Raw genomic sequence first — 13,501 nt, forward strand, 5'->3', positions numbered from 1 at the left:
GTGAGACATTTTGTTTAAACCGCTAATTGAATTTTGTCTTAGTAACCTTGCGTCTGGAGCTTACGAAGCAAAGGAAATACTCGAGCAGGATGAAGAATTAGATGTGATTGATTATGGTTGCTTAAGTTATTGTGGTCAATGTGGAGAAGCGCTCTTTGCTTTGGTAAATGGAGAGGTAATAAGAGGAGAAGATTCACAAAATCTTGTGAAAAATATCTATCAGTATTTAGCAGCGAATCCAATTTAATAAAAAAGCCACCCATATCAGTGAGTTACAAGAAAATTAAGTTCACTGATATAGGTGATTTTATATGAATGTTTTTTGGCTTTCTCGCATTTCTTGCCAGCTTTCTTTAGCTAACTTTACAATTTGTGTTTCTACGGTTCTATTCTGCTTCTCGATTACTTTCGAATAATATTTAGTAGCTTGCTCTATATTATTCGTACGCTTCGAAAGATCTGCGATTAAATAAATCGTTCGTAATTCAGAAACTTGGGTTCCTTGATAATCACCAATTGAATAGGAGATTTCATATTCTGATAATGCAAGGGCTATAAAACGCATTTCTTGTTCTGCGTTATTTAACAAGCGATAATGCCAGGAAATCCGTAGATATAGACCAGCAAGAGTAATATGCTTTTGCTTTCGAACAGAAGCGCAATAGGCAGCTAACTTATACGTTTTAATGCTATCCTCTATACTCCGTTCCTTGCCGAAGGAATGTGGAATCCAGTGGGAACATACTTTATCAATAAGTGTCATTTTACTGTCTGGTGAGAAATATGGACTTGTATCATCACTGTAAGAAAAACCGCAAGCCGGGCAAACATTTATGTAATATAGGAGTGGATTATGCTCAGCATAGACAGGAAAGAAATCAGTATCCATTTTCTTTAATTTAACAAACTTGGAACGCAATTTTTTAGTAGTGAATTTAGTATGGCAAAGTAAACAGGTACATTGTTTGTCAAATAATGGTTCGATTTTATTCAAGTTTCTCACTCCTTTTTCAGATGGGTAAAAAGATATAATTCTTATATACTATTATACATCTTAATGAGTAATATTTCCTATTAAAATATTATAAATAGGTTAAAAGAACTAGTTGGTATTTGGTTTTAGACCTAGTAAAGATCATGGAGTTTTTTTAGATTTTTAGAAAAAGAAACATTTTTTTAGATTAGGAGGGTTGGGACAAAAGTAAATAGTTTAGGCTGCGGGTAATAACAATTAAAACTGCCTTATTAAAAGCTAATTAAAAATGCCGACAATCATATGAAACTTTCGTATAATTGTTGGCATTAACTTGGACTGGAATACTTATGTCCTAGCCATGTTATTCCCAATTTTTAACTCAGGTCCATTCAGTTGAGTAGTTACGATTGGAGGTATATAATAGGGAGTAATAATAGGACGAAAGGAGAATGAACAGTGACAGAAGAAATTGTACACATAACAGAAGCCGCTGCTCTTCAAATCAAAGAAATGATGAAGGAAAATGATGAAGAGAATGCTTATTTAAGAGTTGCAGTAAAAGGTGGAGGGTGTAGTGGTTTGTCTTATGGAATGGGCTTCTCACCTGAAAAAGAGGAAAATGACCAATTGTTTGAGCAATACGGCATACGTGTTTTAGTAGATCAAAATGATGGCCCAATTTTAAAAGGGACAAAAATTGATTACAAACAATCCCTAATGGGTGGAGGCTTTACCATCGATAACCCAAATGCGATTGCATCATGTGGTTGTGGGTCATCTTTCCGTACAGCAAAAGTGGCTGGAACACCTGAAGAGTGCTAATAAGTTAGAGTTTAATAAAAACACCACTAATCTTTTTGGGAAACTACAAAAGGTTAGTAGTGTTTTTTTTGTTGGCGTAAATAAAAGACTGAGTGTAATCAATTGTCTTTGCATAAAGCAATCCACTAAAATGGCGAAAAGAAGCAAATGATTATAATCAGTTAAAAAGGTTTACTTGAATAATGAAGTACTATGAAGCGGTTGTACTCTAGCTTTTGGATCCATATATGTTTTCGCATTATTGACAGCAGTAGGTGCTTCACCAAATCCAGTAGCAATTAATTTAACCTTTCCATCATATGTGCAGATATCTCCAGCTGCATATATTCCTGGAATATTTGTTTCCATTTTACTATTAACAACAATAGAATTCTTTTGAATTTCAAAGCCCCATTCTTTAATTGGGCCAAGTGAAGAAACAAATCCGTAGTTTACGATGACTGCATCTACATCAATAATTTCTTTTTCCTGTGTTGTAACATTCTCAAGAATAACTTGTTTAATTTCCTCATCTCCAACTAATTCGGACGGAACATAAGGTGTTTTAATGTTTACCTTTGAATTTTTAAGGTTTTCTACACTATGCTCATGTGCACGGAATTTATCGCGTCTATGTGCTAAGTAAACTGTATCGGCAATAGGTTCTAGCATTAATGCCCAGTCTACTGCAGAATCTCCACCGCCAAATACCATTACTTTTTTTCCAGCGAACTGATTTAAATCATTAATAAAGTAATAAAGGTTTTTGCCTTCGTAATCTTTTGCTTGCTCCAATTCTAATTTGCGAGGTTGGAACGCTCCGTTTCCAGCAGTAATAATAATGGTTTTGGAATAATGAACTTCTTTATCTGTGGTGATTTTGAATACACCATCTCCTTGTTTCTCAACTGTTTGAACAGCTTGTTCCAATACAATGGACTGTTCAAATTTTTTCATTTGCTCTTCTAAGTTATCGACTAACTCTTGAGCGCGGATTTTCGGGAATCCAGCAATATCATATATATATTTTTCAGGATAGAGTGCAGTAAGCTGACCGCCAAGCGCAGGGAGACTTTCAATGATTTTAACGGTTGCTTGTCTCATCCCTCCATAGAAAGCAGTGAACATTCCAACAGGTCCACCACCAATTACTGTAATGTCATAAATGGTTTGATTTTCTTCCAATTTGTTTAAACCCTCCTACAAAAGATTAAATTCTACAAGTTATCATATCATAATGATCATGAATTCTCACTTTTTTAATCTTAGTTTTTTTAGAGATCTAGGACCACTCTACTACGTTTTAATAATAGAAAAGCTACTATTTAGTCAATTTATTCCTTTGTTCTCTATTAACTTTGTTAGTGATTAGTTGCACAGAATACGGAAGTTCTATCGATTAGAATAGATTAATTGGCATTTTTTTGAATTTTTTGGTATTTTGCTAGGGGGGAAGTTCCTCTTTTTAACTATTTATGAATAAATTCTTTGAATATGGGAAATGAATAGTTTTGGGAGGAGTGAAAAATATGAATTTTTATAAAAAGTTTTTTAGAAGAGTTGGAATGGTTCTACTTTTTATGGTAGCACTACTAACCACATTTCAGTCGATTTCAGGAGTTAAGGCAAGTTCGATAAATTTTAGCAATAACGAGCTATCACAGGCAAACGAGGATAACGAACATTTTGAGCATACAATTAAACAAATTGGTGTAGCGTTGAAAAGCTTTAAAAAAGCATTGGTTGAGAAAACACAAATTTCATCAAGTACTGAGGTTGCAGGTAAACCTCCTTTGCTGGAAAATATGAAAGATTGGTCACAATATCCAACCAAACGAGTGGTAGCGACTGGATATACGGCTGGATATGAATCTACGGGGAAGAACCCTGGTCATCCCCAATTTGGAATCACTTATTCAGGAGTGAAAGTAAAAAGAGATTTATATAGTACAATTGCTGCAGATACTAGCGTATTTCCAATCGGAACCATACTTTTCATCCCTGATTATGGATTTGGAGTAGTAGCTGATACTGGTTCAGCAATTAATGGAAATAAATTAGATCTTTACTACGAAACGGTACAAGATGTATATAGTCAGTGGGGAAAGAAAACAGTAGATGTATACATAGTGGAAATGGGTAATGGAAAATTAACGGAAGAAACATTAAGTGCCTTAAATGAAGAGGAATCAATGCAAGTATTTCGTCAACAATATACAAAAGTAGAAAATAAATAGGCAAAATATATCCAAACATATAAATAAAGGGAGTTCCTAAAGACTGATTTCTTAACAAAAATCGAACATAACTTGTTAAGAACTCTGCTTCTCGGAAATCCCTTTTTCGTTTATATAATTGTCATAAATAAATTATTTACTAAATGAACATATGTAAAAGAAGCGTCAGTAGGATGCCGGTTAGTCCACCAAAAAATACTTCAATTGGTTTATGGCCTAACAATTCTTTTAGTTCTTTTCTTTTTTCTTGTTCGGGTTTATTCTGCCATCCTTTTGCTTCATTTAAGAATTTATTAAAATCGTTTACTAAGCGATTTAAAACAATTGCTTGTTCTCCCGCTTGTCTTCTTACCCCTGTGGCATCAAACATGGTAATAATCGCAAAGATAGCAGCAACAGCAAAAATCGGTGAATCAAAGCCCGTTTGAAGTGCAATACCAGTTGATAGGGCGGTTACAGCTGCTGAATGAGAACTTGGCATGCCTCCAGTACTAGTTAACAGAGACCAATCAATTTTTTTTGTAACAAAAAAAGTAATTGGTACTTTGATAAATTGTGCGAAAAAAATTGCAACTAAACTCGCAAGTAAAGGAAAGTTAGCTAGTAGTTCCATAAAAACACCTCATCATTTCTGTGGTAGAATCTGTACTTTAAAGTATGTATACCTTATTTATCGCATTATTAATCTTTCATATAAGGAATATTAATGGTAATAAGGAGGTAGACAGTGGAGTTTAGAAATAGAGTGAAAATGGTTTTCATTATGTATTTTTATTTATTTTCTATAACCGTAAGAAGGCAGAAAATGCTAATATTTTTTAATTTTAAGGATAGCATTATTCACGCTTCAAATTTGCTGTTTCCACTTATCTTATTATAACATAACCAAATATTGAGCTTTCTACTTAAATTCGAAAAAATCTTTTTATATTTTAAAGAATTAAGGATGGAAAATTAATTAGTTATACGAAATGATGAATAAATTCGTTATAATAGAATAAGAAATGGAATGGAGGAATGAATATATGTTTTCTTATCAGTCAGATTGGGATTTTCAAAATAATCATGAAAGTATCATCGTGGGATTATTTGATAAATCTATTAAATTAGAAGGACAGCTCCAAACATTAGATGAACTCTTCGACGGAGAGTTAACGAATCTAGTAAAAGATGGGGATATTTCAGCAAAGAAAAAATCAATTACTGTCATACATACTTTTGGGAAAATTGGAGCAAAACGAATTGTTTTTGTTGGATTAGGCAGGGAGAAAGAGCTTTCCTTTGACGAGCTAAAAGAAATCTTTGGAGCGACCTTTAAACGTATAACCAGTGAAAAATGGGTGGAAACGGCTGTGTATTTGGATTCCTTTGTAACAGATGAAATCGAAGTACAGGATGTTGCTCATGCATTTAGCGAAGCTTTTGGACTTGCTACGTATGAATTTACTGGATATAAGCAAAAATCCAATGAACCTGAAAAGGAAATTACGGAAATTACCGTATATAGCCATGCGGAAGAAGAGGAAGTAATGGCATCGCTAATGGTAGGTTATGTATATGGACAGGCGACAAATTCTGCACGCACACTTGTTAATCTTCCAGGAAATATGTTAAAAGCGACGGATCTTGCTAATTATGCGTTAGAGTTAGCAGATAAATATGGTTTTGAAGCAGAAATTTTAGAAAAGGAAGATATGCTAAAGCTTGGAATGGGTGCTTTGCTTGCTGTAAACCAAGGCTCTACAGAGCCTCCTAAAATGATTGTTCTAAAATACCAAGGAAAAGAAAAATGGGAAGAAGTTATTGGTTTAGTAGGAAAAGGGATTACATTTGATACAGGTGGCTATTCTCTTAAGACCAAAACGGGCATTGTTGGCATGAAAACAGATATGGGTGGAGCAGCGGCTGTTCTTGGTGCAATGGAAGTTATTGGAGAACTAAGACCAGAACAAAATGTCGTTGCGGTTATACCATCTACTGATAATATGATAAGCGGTCATGCATTTAAACCAGATGATGTTATCACGTCAATGAGCGGAAAAACGATTGAAGTATTAAATACGGATGCTGAAGGACGTTTAGTTTTAGCAGATGCGGTAACCTATGCTAAACACCATGGCGCTAATTATCTTGTGGATGTTGCAACCCTAACTGGTGGGGTAATCACGGCATTAGGTATGGAAACAACTGGTGCAATGACGAACAATGAATCATTATTTGAGCAAGTATTAGAAGCATCCTATGAAGCAGGCGAACAAATGTGGAGACTGCCTATTTTTGAAAGCCACAAAAAATTGGTACGTAATAGTCCTATAGCTGATTTAAATAATTCACCAGGTGGTGCTGGTCATGCGATTATGGGTGGAGCCTTTATTGGAGAATTTGCCGAAGAAACTCCATGGGTCCATTTAGATATTGCTGGAACTTCTACACAAAGCAAAGCAACTGATTTAGGTCAGCCAGGTGCAACGGGTGCAATGACAAGAACACTAGCGTTATTTGTGGAAAGATTTGAAAGCGCGAAATAAACACGTTTCTATTAATAATCAGGTAGAACCCCAATCATTTTTTAATGATGGGGTTCTCATTTGTATTTAAAGGAGGGTACTATGAACCTTTAGCCAAGTTTCCATCGGTTCTGGCATATGTGATTTTGCAACAAGGCCAGCATGTCCTCCTTCGAATAAAACAAAGGATTTATCTTTGCTTGAAACAAGATCCATGATTGGTTCACAAAGCGAACTTGGAACAAGCGGATCCTGCTTGGTAGAAAATACGAGGAGATTGGATTCGATTTTCGAAAAATCAACTTCTTCTCCATGGATTGTTAATCCACCCTCCATTATTTTATTTTCCTTTACATAATCATTCATGATTTGTTTAAATGTATCACCAGCAACTGGAATGTGATCAAGTGTCCATTTGTTCATCCTTGCCCATTTTTCCGTGTAATTCTTTTCTCCAGAGCGATTTAGAAGTGCTAAATAATGGCTAAATGACAAGGGGGCAACAAGCAATCTTGTCCCGTATTTTACTGATTCTGGAGGAATAATGCCCATTTTATCAATAAGGTTATCTATTTTTATTTCCTCTTCACGCAGTGCTTTCAGCCAGTTGTTGTAATCAGGAAATGCAGAAAAATCAATTGGCGAAACAGCGAGAATTAAATTTTTGATATGACGATTATCCAATGCTGCGAATATGGAAGCAAGTGTACCTCCTAGACAAAATCCAATCACTGTGAAAGAATCTGTGCCTGCATGTCGCATGGCTCTTTTGAATCCTTGTTGAATATACTTTGTGATATAATCATCAATTGTTAAATGACGATCTTCATATGCTGGGATGCCAAAATCAATTAAATAAGCATCATAGCCCGCGTTATTAAATGCCTCAATTAAACTCATAGAAGGACCTAAATCGAGGATATATGGCTTATTGACAATAGAATAAATAAGATAAATAGATTCTTTGAATTTTCTTTTTTTGGAAGGGTAGTACCATAAGGTCGCTTTATTTTTTTTCCATATCGCATATCGTTCTGATTGCCCGACAACAGGATCGTATGACAATGTATGAATAAATTTTGCTAGATTTTTTTTTGCCATAATTATATCGCCTGATTAGAAATTGTAGAATGGCTGAATTCTTCTTTTTGTGATGCTAATTGTTGTTTTGCTTGTACTAATTCATTTTGCAAGATGGAAATTCTTTGTTCCTGCTCTGTGATTTTGTTAGTTAATTGTAAGGAGTAATCATCTGTAGAATTCAAGCTTAATTGTTCCATTAATTGTTTTACTTCTTTCATCATAGTAGTTAATTCAAACAATTGGTCGTCAAGATTATCAATTTTTTCTTCAGATTGAAGAATTAATTGGGTTGCGTTTGCTAAATCTGTTTTGGTAGGAAGGTTAATATAATTACTTAATTGTTCGGAGTAACTTTGAATTTGATCTAACTTGTTAGTTAATGGATTTGTTTTTGTACTTGTAAAATCAATGACAGATATTTGATTTAAACTATTTTTAATTCGGTTATTTAGCCGATATTGAAGTAAGTTTCCGCCTTTTTTTAATAACTCATAAAAGTCGATTGTAACTTGAGCCATTTTCATATCCCTCTTTCTATTCTTTTTTAGTGAACTTAACATAGAATTTTTAAAGTGTGGAAGAAAGTCCACCATCAATTGCAATAATTTGTCCAGTAATATAATTGGATGCTTCTCCTGATAAGAGAAGAATAATTCCGTCTAAATCACTTAATTCCCCTAAACGTCTTGCTGGAATTTTTGTGGTAATTAGGTTTTTATGGTTTTCCAATGCGGCAGCTATTTTTGTCGGGAAAAATCCTGGTGCAATCGCATTTACTTGTATATTGTGAGGAGCCAATTTAATCGCTAACTCCTTTGTTAAAGTAATTAGTGCCCCTTTACTTGTGTTGTAGGCTATCGCGTCTAATAGCTGAGGTGGTGTCCCGCTAAATGCAGTCACAGAGGAAATATTAATTATTTTGCCATGTTTTTGTTCTGCCATTTTTTTAGCAACTGCCTGTGAAAATAAAAAAGTGCCTTTGACATTCACATCGAGTACTTTGTCCCATTTGTCTTCTGGATAATCTAAAAATGGTGCCATCCAGGAAGTGCCACTGTTATTAATTAAAATATCGATTGAGCCAAATTTATCTATGGTTTTACTAATTACATGGTTAATATCCTCTTTTTTGGACACATCACAGGGAAGGGCTAACACCTTAATTCCTATACCCTGTAATTTATTAGCAGTTTTTGTACATTGATCAACGTTTCTGGAACAAATGACGATGTTTGCACCTGCTTCTCCTAATGTAGTTGCCATCTGTTCTCCTAACCCTCGGCTCCCCCCAGTGATGATTGCTGTTTGATTCGTCAAATCAAAAAGTGAATTCATTTTATTTACCATTCCTCCTGCTACATCTATTCCATATAGTATAGACAAGCAATGTCCTAAGGGTGAATAAATTGATGGATATACCTACGCCTATCCTGTATTAATTCTCGCTGCTTTCGTAAAGTTTGAGGGATTTTTAATGACTTTTCCAATGTGGAAATTTAGCCAGATAAGGCGATAGCCCAGTCCAAAAAGGGGACATTCGCATAGAAAATAGAGTAGAGAGAAATAAAGTATAAAAGAGAGTGGAGGTAATTGCGAATGATGCATGGTTACCCATATCAGTATCAATATCCGCAGCATGATTCAAGAGCTTGGTTTGCAGCACCTTTTGTGGGAGGTTTATTAGGCGGAGTTATAGGGGGAGCTTTAGTCAGACCTAGACCATTTTTTGGTCCAGTGCCATATGGTCCTGTTCCGTATGGTCCCGTTCCATTTGGCCCAGCTCCATACGGACCGTATCCTTACTACTAAAAAATGCTCATTAGGAAAATTAAAAATTTGTTGGGAAAATAAATTACAGAGATTTTTTTATTATTTCAGGCTGCACCTCTATGCAGTCTGAAATAATCCATAAATAAATAAAAAATGTTAACGCCATCTTAGTTGAACAGATAAATAGCAACAATGGGGAGGTTTATTTTTATGGTCAAAGTTTAATATTATCCCATCAGGATTATAGGATATTTTAGGTGTTTCTTTTAAACCAATGGATTTAATTAATTGTTCGACTGTTTCTGTTTTGGATAATTGGGCTGCACTCATTAGGTTTTTGGAAAACTCATAGGAATTAGCTAGCTGCTTTAAACATGCTTCCACATCTGGCAAAAGATTTAATGTATCTTTGGCGGAATCAATAAGTTTAGAAGGATTTACTTCGGGAAGTTCACGGAAATAGATGGGATAATGAAGATAGGGATGGAATACTGCAGGAGTAGGAGTATTACGATGATAAAATATGGCTTGATACATAGCGGACATTCCTTTCTTACATAATAATGTATTTTCCTACATGCTATTCTTTCTAGGAAGAAAATATGATTAAAGAGAAAAAAAGACTTGAGATCAAGGATGGAATAACCTTAATATCTCAAGTCTTTAAACAGTGTCCGCAGGTAATCAAATAAGGGAAGGGATGGATTTTTTATTTATTTTTTGCCATTGCCTTTTTTGCTTGTTTCAAATCATCTCTTATCGTTTCAGCTGCCATAGGTATTTGACTATTATAGGCAGAACGGATAATAAGTTGTCCAGCTACTGGAGATGTTAAGAAAATAAACGCAATCGCAAGAATCAAGCGAGAATTAAAAATTTTCTCCGTTTGGAAAAAATAGAGACATGTGCCAAGAAGAATACACATTACTCCCAGCGTTGCAGCTTTGGACGCTGCATGGCTTCTTGTGTAAACATCTGGAAGTCTTACTACCCCAATGCTTGCAACAAGACTTAATAGGGCACCAAGGAGAATAAGGATAGCAATAATAATGCTAATGATTGTTTCGGTCATTTTCGATAATTTCTCCTTTCTCTAGATATTTAGAAAAAGCAACTGTCCCTATAAAAGCTAAAATACCAATAAGCAGAATAATTTCCAGAAAGGCTGAAGTTTTTAATACAATTGATAAAATAGCAGTAATTGCTACTAAGTTAATACCAATTGCATCAAGAGCGACCACTCTATCTGGAGTAGTTGGTCCCTTTAAAACCCGATAAATAAATAATGCGGTTGAAATAGAAATAATAAATAAAGATATGTGCATGATTGTTTGGAACATCAAATACTCACCTCTTGTATGGCTTTTTCAAAGGTATTTTTAATACTGTTAACCGTTGCCTCTTTATCACTAATATCCATCGCATGAATATAAAGAATCTTATTGTCCTCTGAAATATCCACTACAAGGGTTCCAGGTGTAAGGGTAATTAGATTACAGAGGATCGTTATTTCCCAATCCTTTGTTAAATCCGTTTCTAATGCAAAAATACCAGGTGTGACCTTTAGTCTTGGTTGAAGAATAATCTTTAACACCGCAATATTAGAAAGAACTAGCTCTCTTAGAAAAATTCCTATTAGCTTAAGTATGGAAACCACTCGGTATAAATAAAACTTTTCTGTGAAAAAACGTCTTGTGATATAGATGAGAATCAATCCGATAATAAAACCAATTAGAAATGTATCTGGAGCGAAGGATCCTTTTAGAAACATCCAAATAAAACTGATTACAAAATTTAATAATAATTGAAATGCCATCGTCATCACTCCTTTAGTACGGCATGTATATAATTTTCCGGTTGTAGCAGATTCTCAGCAGCTAGAGAAATATATGGTGAAAGAACCTCTGCTCCAATTCCTATAAGAATGGAAAGAAGAACTAGTATACAGCCAGGTAATAGAAGTGTTTTTACAGGCTTTTTCGTTACATTATCTGATTCATCCCCCCAAAAACCTTTAACAAATATCTTAATAACGGAAAGCAATACAAAAAGACTGGATAGAACTACAATAAAGCTTCCGATATAATTACTGTCTTCGAATGCCCCTTGAATAATAAGCAATTTACCGACAAAGCCACTTAGCGGAGGAATACCTGCTAAACCAAGGGCTGCAATGAAAAATGCCCAAGCGAGCAGAGGATATTTCTTCATTAATCCGCTCATGTATTTTAAATTGCTAGTACCTGTAATAAAGATCATCACTCCAATTAACAAGAAGAGAGCCCCTTTTATAATCATGTCATGTAAAAGGTAAAAAATTGATCCATTAAGGGAAACGGCATTAAAGGTAGAGAATCCATACAAGATAACACCAATCGCAGTAACGATATTATAGATAATTATTTTTTTTACGTCATTATAGGCAATGGATCCGATAGACCCAAAAACGATGGTTATAAGGGCAAGAGTGCCTAATAATGAAAAGACATAAGTGTCGTTGTAAAAGAATAGAGAATAGGTTCTCGCAATGGAATAAACTCCTACCTTCGTTAATAACGCACCGAATAATGCCAGTATTGGAATTGGAGCGGCATAATAAGAACCTGGAAGCCAGAAAAATAACGGGAAGATAGCTCCTTTTAATCCGAAAACGATTAAGAAGAGGACGGCGATGGCTGTTAAAATTCCAGCTCCTCCTACTTGACTAATTCGTTCTGAGATAGAGGCCATGTTTAATGTTCCAACAACTGAATATAAATAGGCAACAGCAATCACAAAGAGCGCAGATGCGACAACATTTACAATTATGTATTTTACCGTTTCTCTTAGCTGTATCTTTGTATTTCCAAGAACAAGTAGTACATAGGAAGCCATTAACATGACTTCAAAGAATACAAACAGGTTGAAGATATCCCCAGTTGAAAACGCACCAATAACTCCAACTAACAGAAATTGAATGATAGAGTAGTAAAAGTAGGCTTCTTTTTCTCTTTCGATTCCTTTAAAAGAATAAATTATGCAGCAGAATGCGATAATGTTTGTTGTTAACACAAGAAGTGCTGATAGCATATCTGATACAATCGTTATCCCAAATGGAGCATCCCAATTACTCAAATTTACTGTTTGAATCCCTTCCTCATTGATTTGCTCAATCATAAATAATGTAACAATAATCGATGCACTAGTGCTCAATAAGGAAAAAATACGTTGCAAAATGATTTTCTTATAGAAGAAAATCGAAATAATTCCAGTAAACAAAGGAATTAAAATTGGATATAGAATTAAATTAATCATACTTTTTCCCTCTCAATTTCTCCATATTATCTGTCCCTAATTCTTGATAGGTTCTGTAGGCAAGCACTAATAAGAAGGAAGTAACACCAAAGCTAATAACAATAGCTGTTAATATTAACGCCTGGGGTAATGGATCAGTATAACTTTCGGCATGCTGCCCCAAGAGAGGGGAAGCACCTTTTTTAAGACCACCCATCGTTAATACCAATAAATGAACCCCATGGCTAAGCAATCCTGTTCCAATAATTATGCGTAATAAGCTCTTAGAAAGAATTAAATAGGTGGCACACATAAATAGAATACCGATAATAAATGCCATTAAGAATTCCATTAATCATCCTCTCCGATCGTTTGAATAATGGTCATTGTAACGCCAACTACTACTAAGAAAACACCAAGATCAAATAGCGCAGCAGTGTGAAGAGACGTTTCTCCTATTAAAGGCAAATGCGCATGTTTATTAAAAGAATGTGTTAAAAAAGGTTTATTAGATAACACGGCAATCATTCCTGTTAAGGTGCTTATTAACAGACCTATTGCAGATACATAGATAAAATTTACAGGGAAGATTTTCTTCACTAATTTTAAGTCATAAGCAATAAGCAACAGAACAATCGCTCCACTTGCCATTAATCCACCGATAAATCCTCCGCCAGGAGTATAATGCCCAGCAAAGAAGAGATCAACAGCATAAAGGAGTATCAAAAAAACAATGACTTTTGTGATGGTCTGTAAAACTAAATTATTTATTTTCATTTTTTTTGCCTCCCATTCTCAAAGTTATCATCGAATAGATACCAATCGCAGCAATGGAAAGAACCGTGATTTCAAAG

At 34.8% G+C, this 13,501-nt stretch carries 18 protein-coding genes and 1 pseudogene; 5 read left to right on the top strand and 14 right to left on the bottom strand.

What is annotated here, in order from left to right:
• The first annotated feature begins 10 nt into the window (after positions 1–10).
• Positions 11–247: a DUF1450 domain-containing protein gene (locus RTL21_RS20165; RefSeq protein ID WP_312098510.1), complete on the top strand. Its 237-nt coding sequence runs from the start codon at positions 11–13 to the stop codon at positions 245–247.
• A 60-nt stretch (positions 248–307) separates the two neighbouring features.
• On the opposite strand, the gene RTL21_RS20170 is transcribed toward RTL21_RS20165, so the two are convergent.
• A complete protein-coding gene (locus RTL21_RS20170) occupies positions 308–994 on the bottom strand; it encodes a DUF2225 domain-containing protein (RefSeq protein WP_312098512.1) in 687 nt (228 codons plus the stop codon).
• A gap of 438 nt (positions 995–1,432) precedes the next feature.
• On the opposite strand from RTL21_RS20170, the gene RTL21_RS20175 reads away from it, so the two are divergent.
• Complete coding sequence (locus tag RTL21_RS20175; RefSeq protein WP_312098514.1) at positions 1,433–1,798, top strand: HesB/IscA family protein; 366 nt, start codon at positions 1,433–1,435, stop codon at positions 1,796–1,798.
• A gap of 171 nt (positions 1,799–1,969) precedes the next feature.
• Here the strand turns inward: RTL21_RS20175 and RTL21_RS20180 are convergent, their stop codons facing one another.
• On the bottom strand, positions 1,970–2,962 hold the full coding sequence (locus RTL21_RS20180; protein ID WP_312098516.1) for an NAD(P)/FAD-dependent oxidoreductase: 993 nt from the start codon (positions 2,960–2,962) through the stop codon (positions 1,970–1,972).
• Positions 2,963–3,306: 344 nt separating this feature from the next.
• Here RTL21_RS20180 and RTL21_RS20185 point away from each other — a divergent pair, with 344 nt between their 5' ends.
• A complete protein-coding gene (locus RTL21_RS20185) occupies positions 3,307–4,014 on the top strand; it encodes a 3D domain-containing protein (protein WP_312098518.1) in 708 nt (235 codons plus the stop codon).
• A 139-nt stretch (positions 4,015–4,153) separates the two neighbouring features.
• On the opposite strand, the gene RTL21_RS20190 is transcribed toward RTL21_RS20185, so the two are convergent.
• Positions 4,154–4,627 carry a divergent PAP2 family protein gene (locus RTL21_RS20190; protein ID WP_312098520.1) on the bottom strand — a complete coding sequence of 158 codons (474 nt, stop codon included), beginning with the start codon at positions 4,625–4,627 and terminating at the stop codon, positions 4,154–4,156.
• Between the two features lie 412 nt (positions 4,628–5,039).
• Here RTL21_RS20190 and RTL21_RS20195 point away from each other — a divergent pair, with 412 nt between their 5' ends.
• Complete coding sequence (locus RTL21_RS20195) at positions 5,040–6,542, top strand: leucyl aminopeptidase (RefSeq protein ID WP_312098522.1); 1,503 nt, start codon at positions 5,040–5,042, stop codon at positions 6,540–6,542.
• A gap of 66 nt (positions 6,543–6,608) precedes the next feature.
• Here the strand turns inward: RTL21_RS20195 and RTL21_RS20200 are convergent, their stop codons facing one another.
• From RTL21_RS20200 to RTL21_RS20210, 3 genes are read right to left on the bottom strand one after another with little or no spacing between them, the layout of a single operon-like run.
• On the bottom strand, positions 6,609–7,622 hold the full coding sequence (locus RTL21_RS20200) for an alpha/beta fold hydrolase (RefSeq protein WP_312098524.1): 1,014 nt from the start codon (positions 7,620–7,622) through the stop codon (positions 6,609–6,611).
• Between the two features lie 2 nt (positions 7,623–7,624).
• Complete coding sequence (locus tag RTL21_RS20205; RefSeq protein WP_312098526.1) at positions 7,625–8,122, bottom strand: hypothetical protein; 498 nt, start codon at positions 8,120–8,122, stop codon at positions 7,625–7,627.
• A 49-nt stretch (positions 8,123–8,171) separates the two neighbouring features.
• Positions 8,172–8,939, bottom strand: coding sequence for a glucose 1-dehydrogenase (locus RTL21_RS20210; RefSeq protein ID WP_312098528.1), 768 nt, complete (start codon positions 8,937–8,939; stop codon positions 8,172–8,174).
• 261 nt (positions 8,940–9,200) lie between these two features.
• On the opposite strand from RTL21_RS20210, the gene RTL21_RS20215 reads away from it, so the two are divergent.
• Positions 9,201–9,413 carry a hypothetical protein gene (locus RTL21_RS20215; protein ID WP_312098530.1) on the top strand — a complete coding sequence of 71 codons (213 nt, stop codon included), beginning with the start codon at positions 9,201–9,203 and terminating at the stop codon, positions 9,411–9,413.
• 117 nt (positions 9,414–9,530) lie between these two features.
• On the opposite strand, the gene RTL21_RS20220 is transcribed toward RTL21_RS20215, so the two are convergent.
• The 8 genes and pseudogenes from RTL21_RS20220 to RTL21_RS20255 form a co-directional block, all read right to left on the bottom strand.
• Positions 9,531–9,911, bottom strand: a complete 381-nt coding sequence (locus RTL21_RS20220; protein ID WP_312098532.1) for a YuzC family spore coat inner layer protein — start codon at positions 9,909–9,911, stop codon at positions 9,531–9,533.
• Positions 9,912–10,083: 172 nt separating this feature from the next.
• Positions 10,084–10,446 (bottom strand): monovalent cation/H(+) antiporter subunit G, encoded by a 363-nt coding sequence (gene mnhG, locus RTL21_RS20225; RefSeq protein ID WP_312098534.1) that lies wholly within the window; start codon positions 10,444–10,446, stop codon positions 10,084–10,086.
• Positions 10,427–10,714, bottom strand: coding sequence for a Na(+)/H(+) antiporter subunit F1 (locus RTL21_RS20230; RefSeq protein WP_312098536.1), 288 nt, complete (start codon positions 10,712–10,714; stop codon positions 10,427–10,429). The genes mnhG and RTL21_RS20230 overlap by 20 nt, the downstream gene beginning before the upstream one ends.
• Positions 10,714–11,190 carry a Na+/H+ antiporter subunit E gene (locus RTL21_RS20235; RefSeq protein WP_312098538.1) on the bottom strand — a complete coding sequence of 159 codons (477 nt, stop codon included), beginning with the start codon at positions 11,188–11,190 and terminating at the stop codon, positions 10,714–10,716. The genes RTL21_RS20230 and RTL21_RS20235 overlap by 1 nt, the downstream gene beginning before the upstream one ends.
• A gap of 5 nt (positions 11,191–11,195) precedes the next feature.
• Positions 11,196–12,668, bottom strand: coding sequence for a Na+/H+ antiporter subunit D (locus RTL21_RS20240; RefSeq protein WP_312098540.1), 1,473 nt, complete (start codon positions 12,666–12,668; stop codon positions 11,196–11,198).
• Positions 12,661–12,999: a Na(+)/H(+) antiporter subunit C gene (locus RTL21_RS20245; RefSeq protein ID WP_312098542.1), complete on the bottom strand. Its 339-nt coding sequence runs from the start codon at positions 12,997–12,999 to the stop codon at positions 12,661–12,663. The genes RTL21_RS20240 and RTL21_RS20245 overlap by 8 nt, the downstream gene beginning before the upstream one ends.
• Positions 12,999–13,424, bottom strand: coding sequence for a Na(+)/H(+) antiporter subunit B (locus tag RTL21_RS20250; protein ID WP_312098544.1), 426 nt, complete (start codon positions 13,422–13,424; stop codon positions 12,999–13,001). The genes RTL21_RS20245 and RTL21_RS20250 overlap by 1 nt, the downstream gene beginning before the upstream one ends.
• Positions 13,411–13,501 (bottom strand): annotated as a pseudogene (locus RTL21_RS20255) (hydrogen gas-evolving membrane-bound hydrogenase subunit E); the annotation flags it as partial. The pseudogene RTL21_RS20255 and the gene RTL21_RS20250, both read right to left, overlap by 14 nt.

The organism is Niallia sp., assembly GCF_031978665.1.
Lineage (GTDB): Bacteria > Bacillota > Bacilli > Bacillales > Cytobacillaceae > Niallia.

What these genes read in the sequence shown, in the direction of transcription:
- RTL21_RS20210 (WP_312098528.1), bottom strand. Translation starts at nt 8,939, where the DNA reads ATGAATTCACTTTTTGATTTGACGAATCAAACAGCAATCATCACTGGG.
- RTL21_RS20215 (WP_312098530.1), top strand. Translation starts at nt 9,201, where the DNA reads ATGATGCATGGTTACCCATATCAGTATCAATATCCGCAGCATGATTCA.
- RTL21_RS20245 (WP_312098542.1), bottom strand. Translation starts at nt 12,999, where the DNA reads ATGGAATTCTTAATGGCATTTATTATCGGTATTCTATTTATGTGTGCC.
- mnhG (WP_312098534.1), bottom strand. Translation starts at nt 10,446, where the DNA reads ATGACCGAAACAATCATTAGCATTATTATTGCTATCCTTATTCTCCTT.
- RTL21_RS20205 (WP_312098526.1), bottom strand. Translation starts at nt 8,122, where the DNA reads ATGGCTCAAGTTACAATCGACTTTTATGAGTTATTAAAAAAAGGCGGA.
- RTL21_RS20235 (WP_312098538.1), bottom strand. Translation starts at nt 11,190, where the DNA reads ATGGCATTTCAATTATTATTAAATTTTGTAATCAGTTTTATTTGGATG.
- RTL21_RS20200 (WP_312098524.1), bottom strand. Translation starts at nt 7,622, where the DNA reads ATGGCAAAAAAAAATCTAGCAAAATTTATTCATACATTGTCATACGAT.
- RTL21_RS20185 (WP_312098518.1), top strand. Translation starts at nt 3,307, where the DNA reads ATGAATTTTTATAAAAAGTTTTTTAGAAGAGTTGGAATGGTTCTACTT.
- RTL21_RS20230 (WP_312098536.1), bottom strand. Translation starts at nt 10,714, where the DNA reads ATGTTCCAAACAATCATGCACATATCTTTATTTATTATTTCTATTTCA.
- RTL21_RS20220 (WP_312098532.1), bottom strand. Translation starts at nt 9,911, where the DNA reads ATGTATCAAGCCATATTTTATCATCGTAATACTCCTACTCCTGCAGTA.
- RTL21_RS20195 (WP_312098522.1), top strand. Translation starts at nt 5,040, where the DNA reads ATGTTTTCTTATCAGTCAGATTGGGATTTTCAAAATAATCATGAAAGT.
- RTL21_RS20190 (WP_312098520.1), bottom strand. Translation starts at nt 4,627, where the DNA reads ATGGAACTACTAGCTAACTTTCCTTTACTTGCGAGTTTAGTTGCAATT.
- RTL21_RS20250 (WP_312098544.1), bottom strand. Translation starts at nt 13,424, where the DNA reads ATGAAAATAAATAATTTAGTTTTACAGACCATCACAAAAGTCATTGTT.
- RTL21_RS20240 (WP_312098540.1), bottom strand. Translation starts at nt 12,668, where the DNA reads ATGATTAATTTAATTCTATATCCAATTTTAATTCCTTTGTTTACTGGA.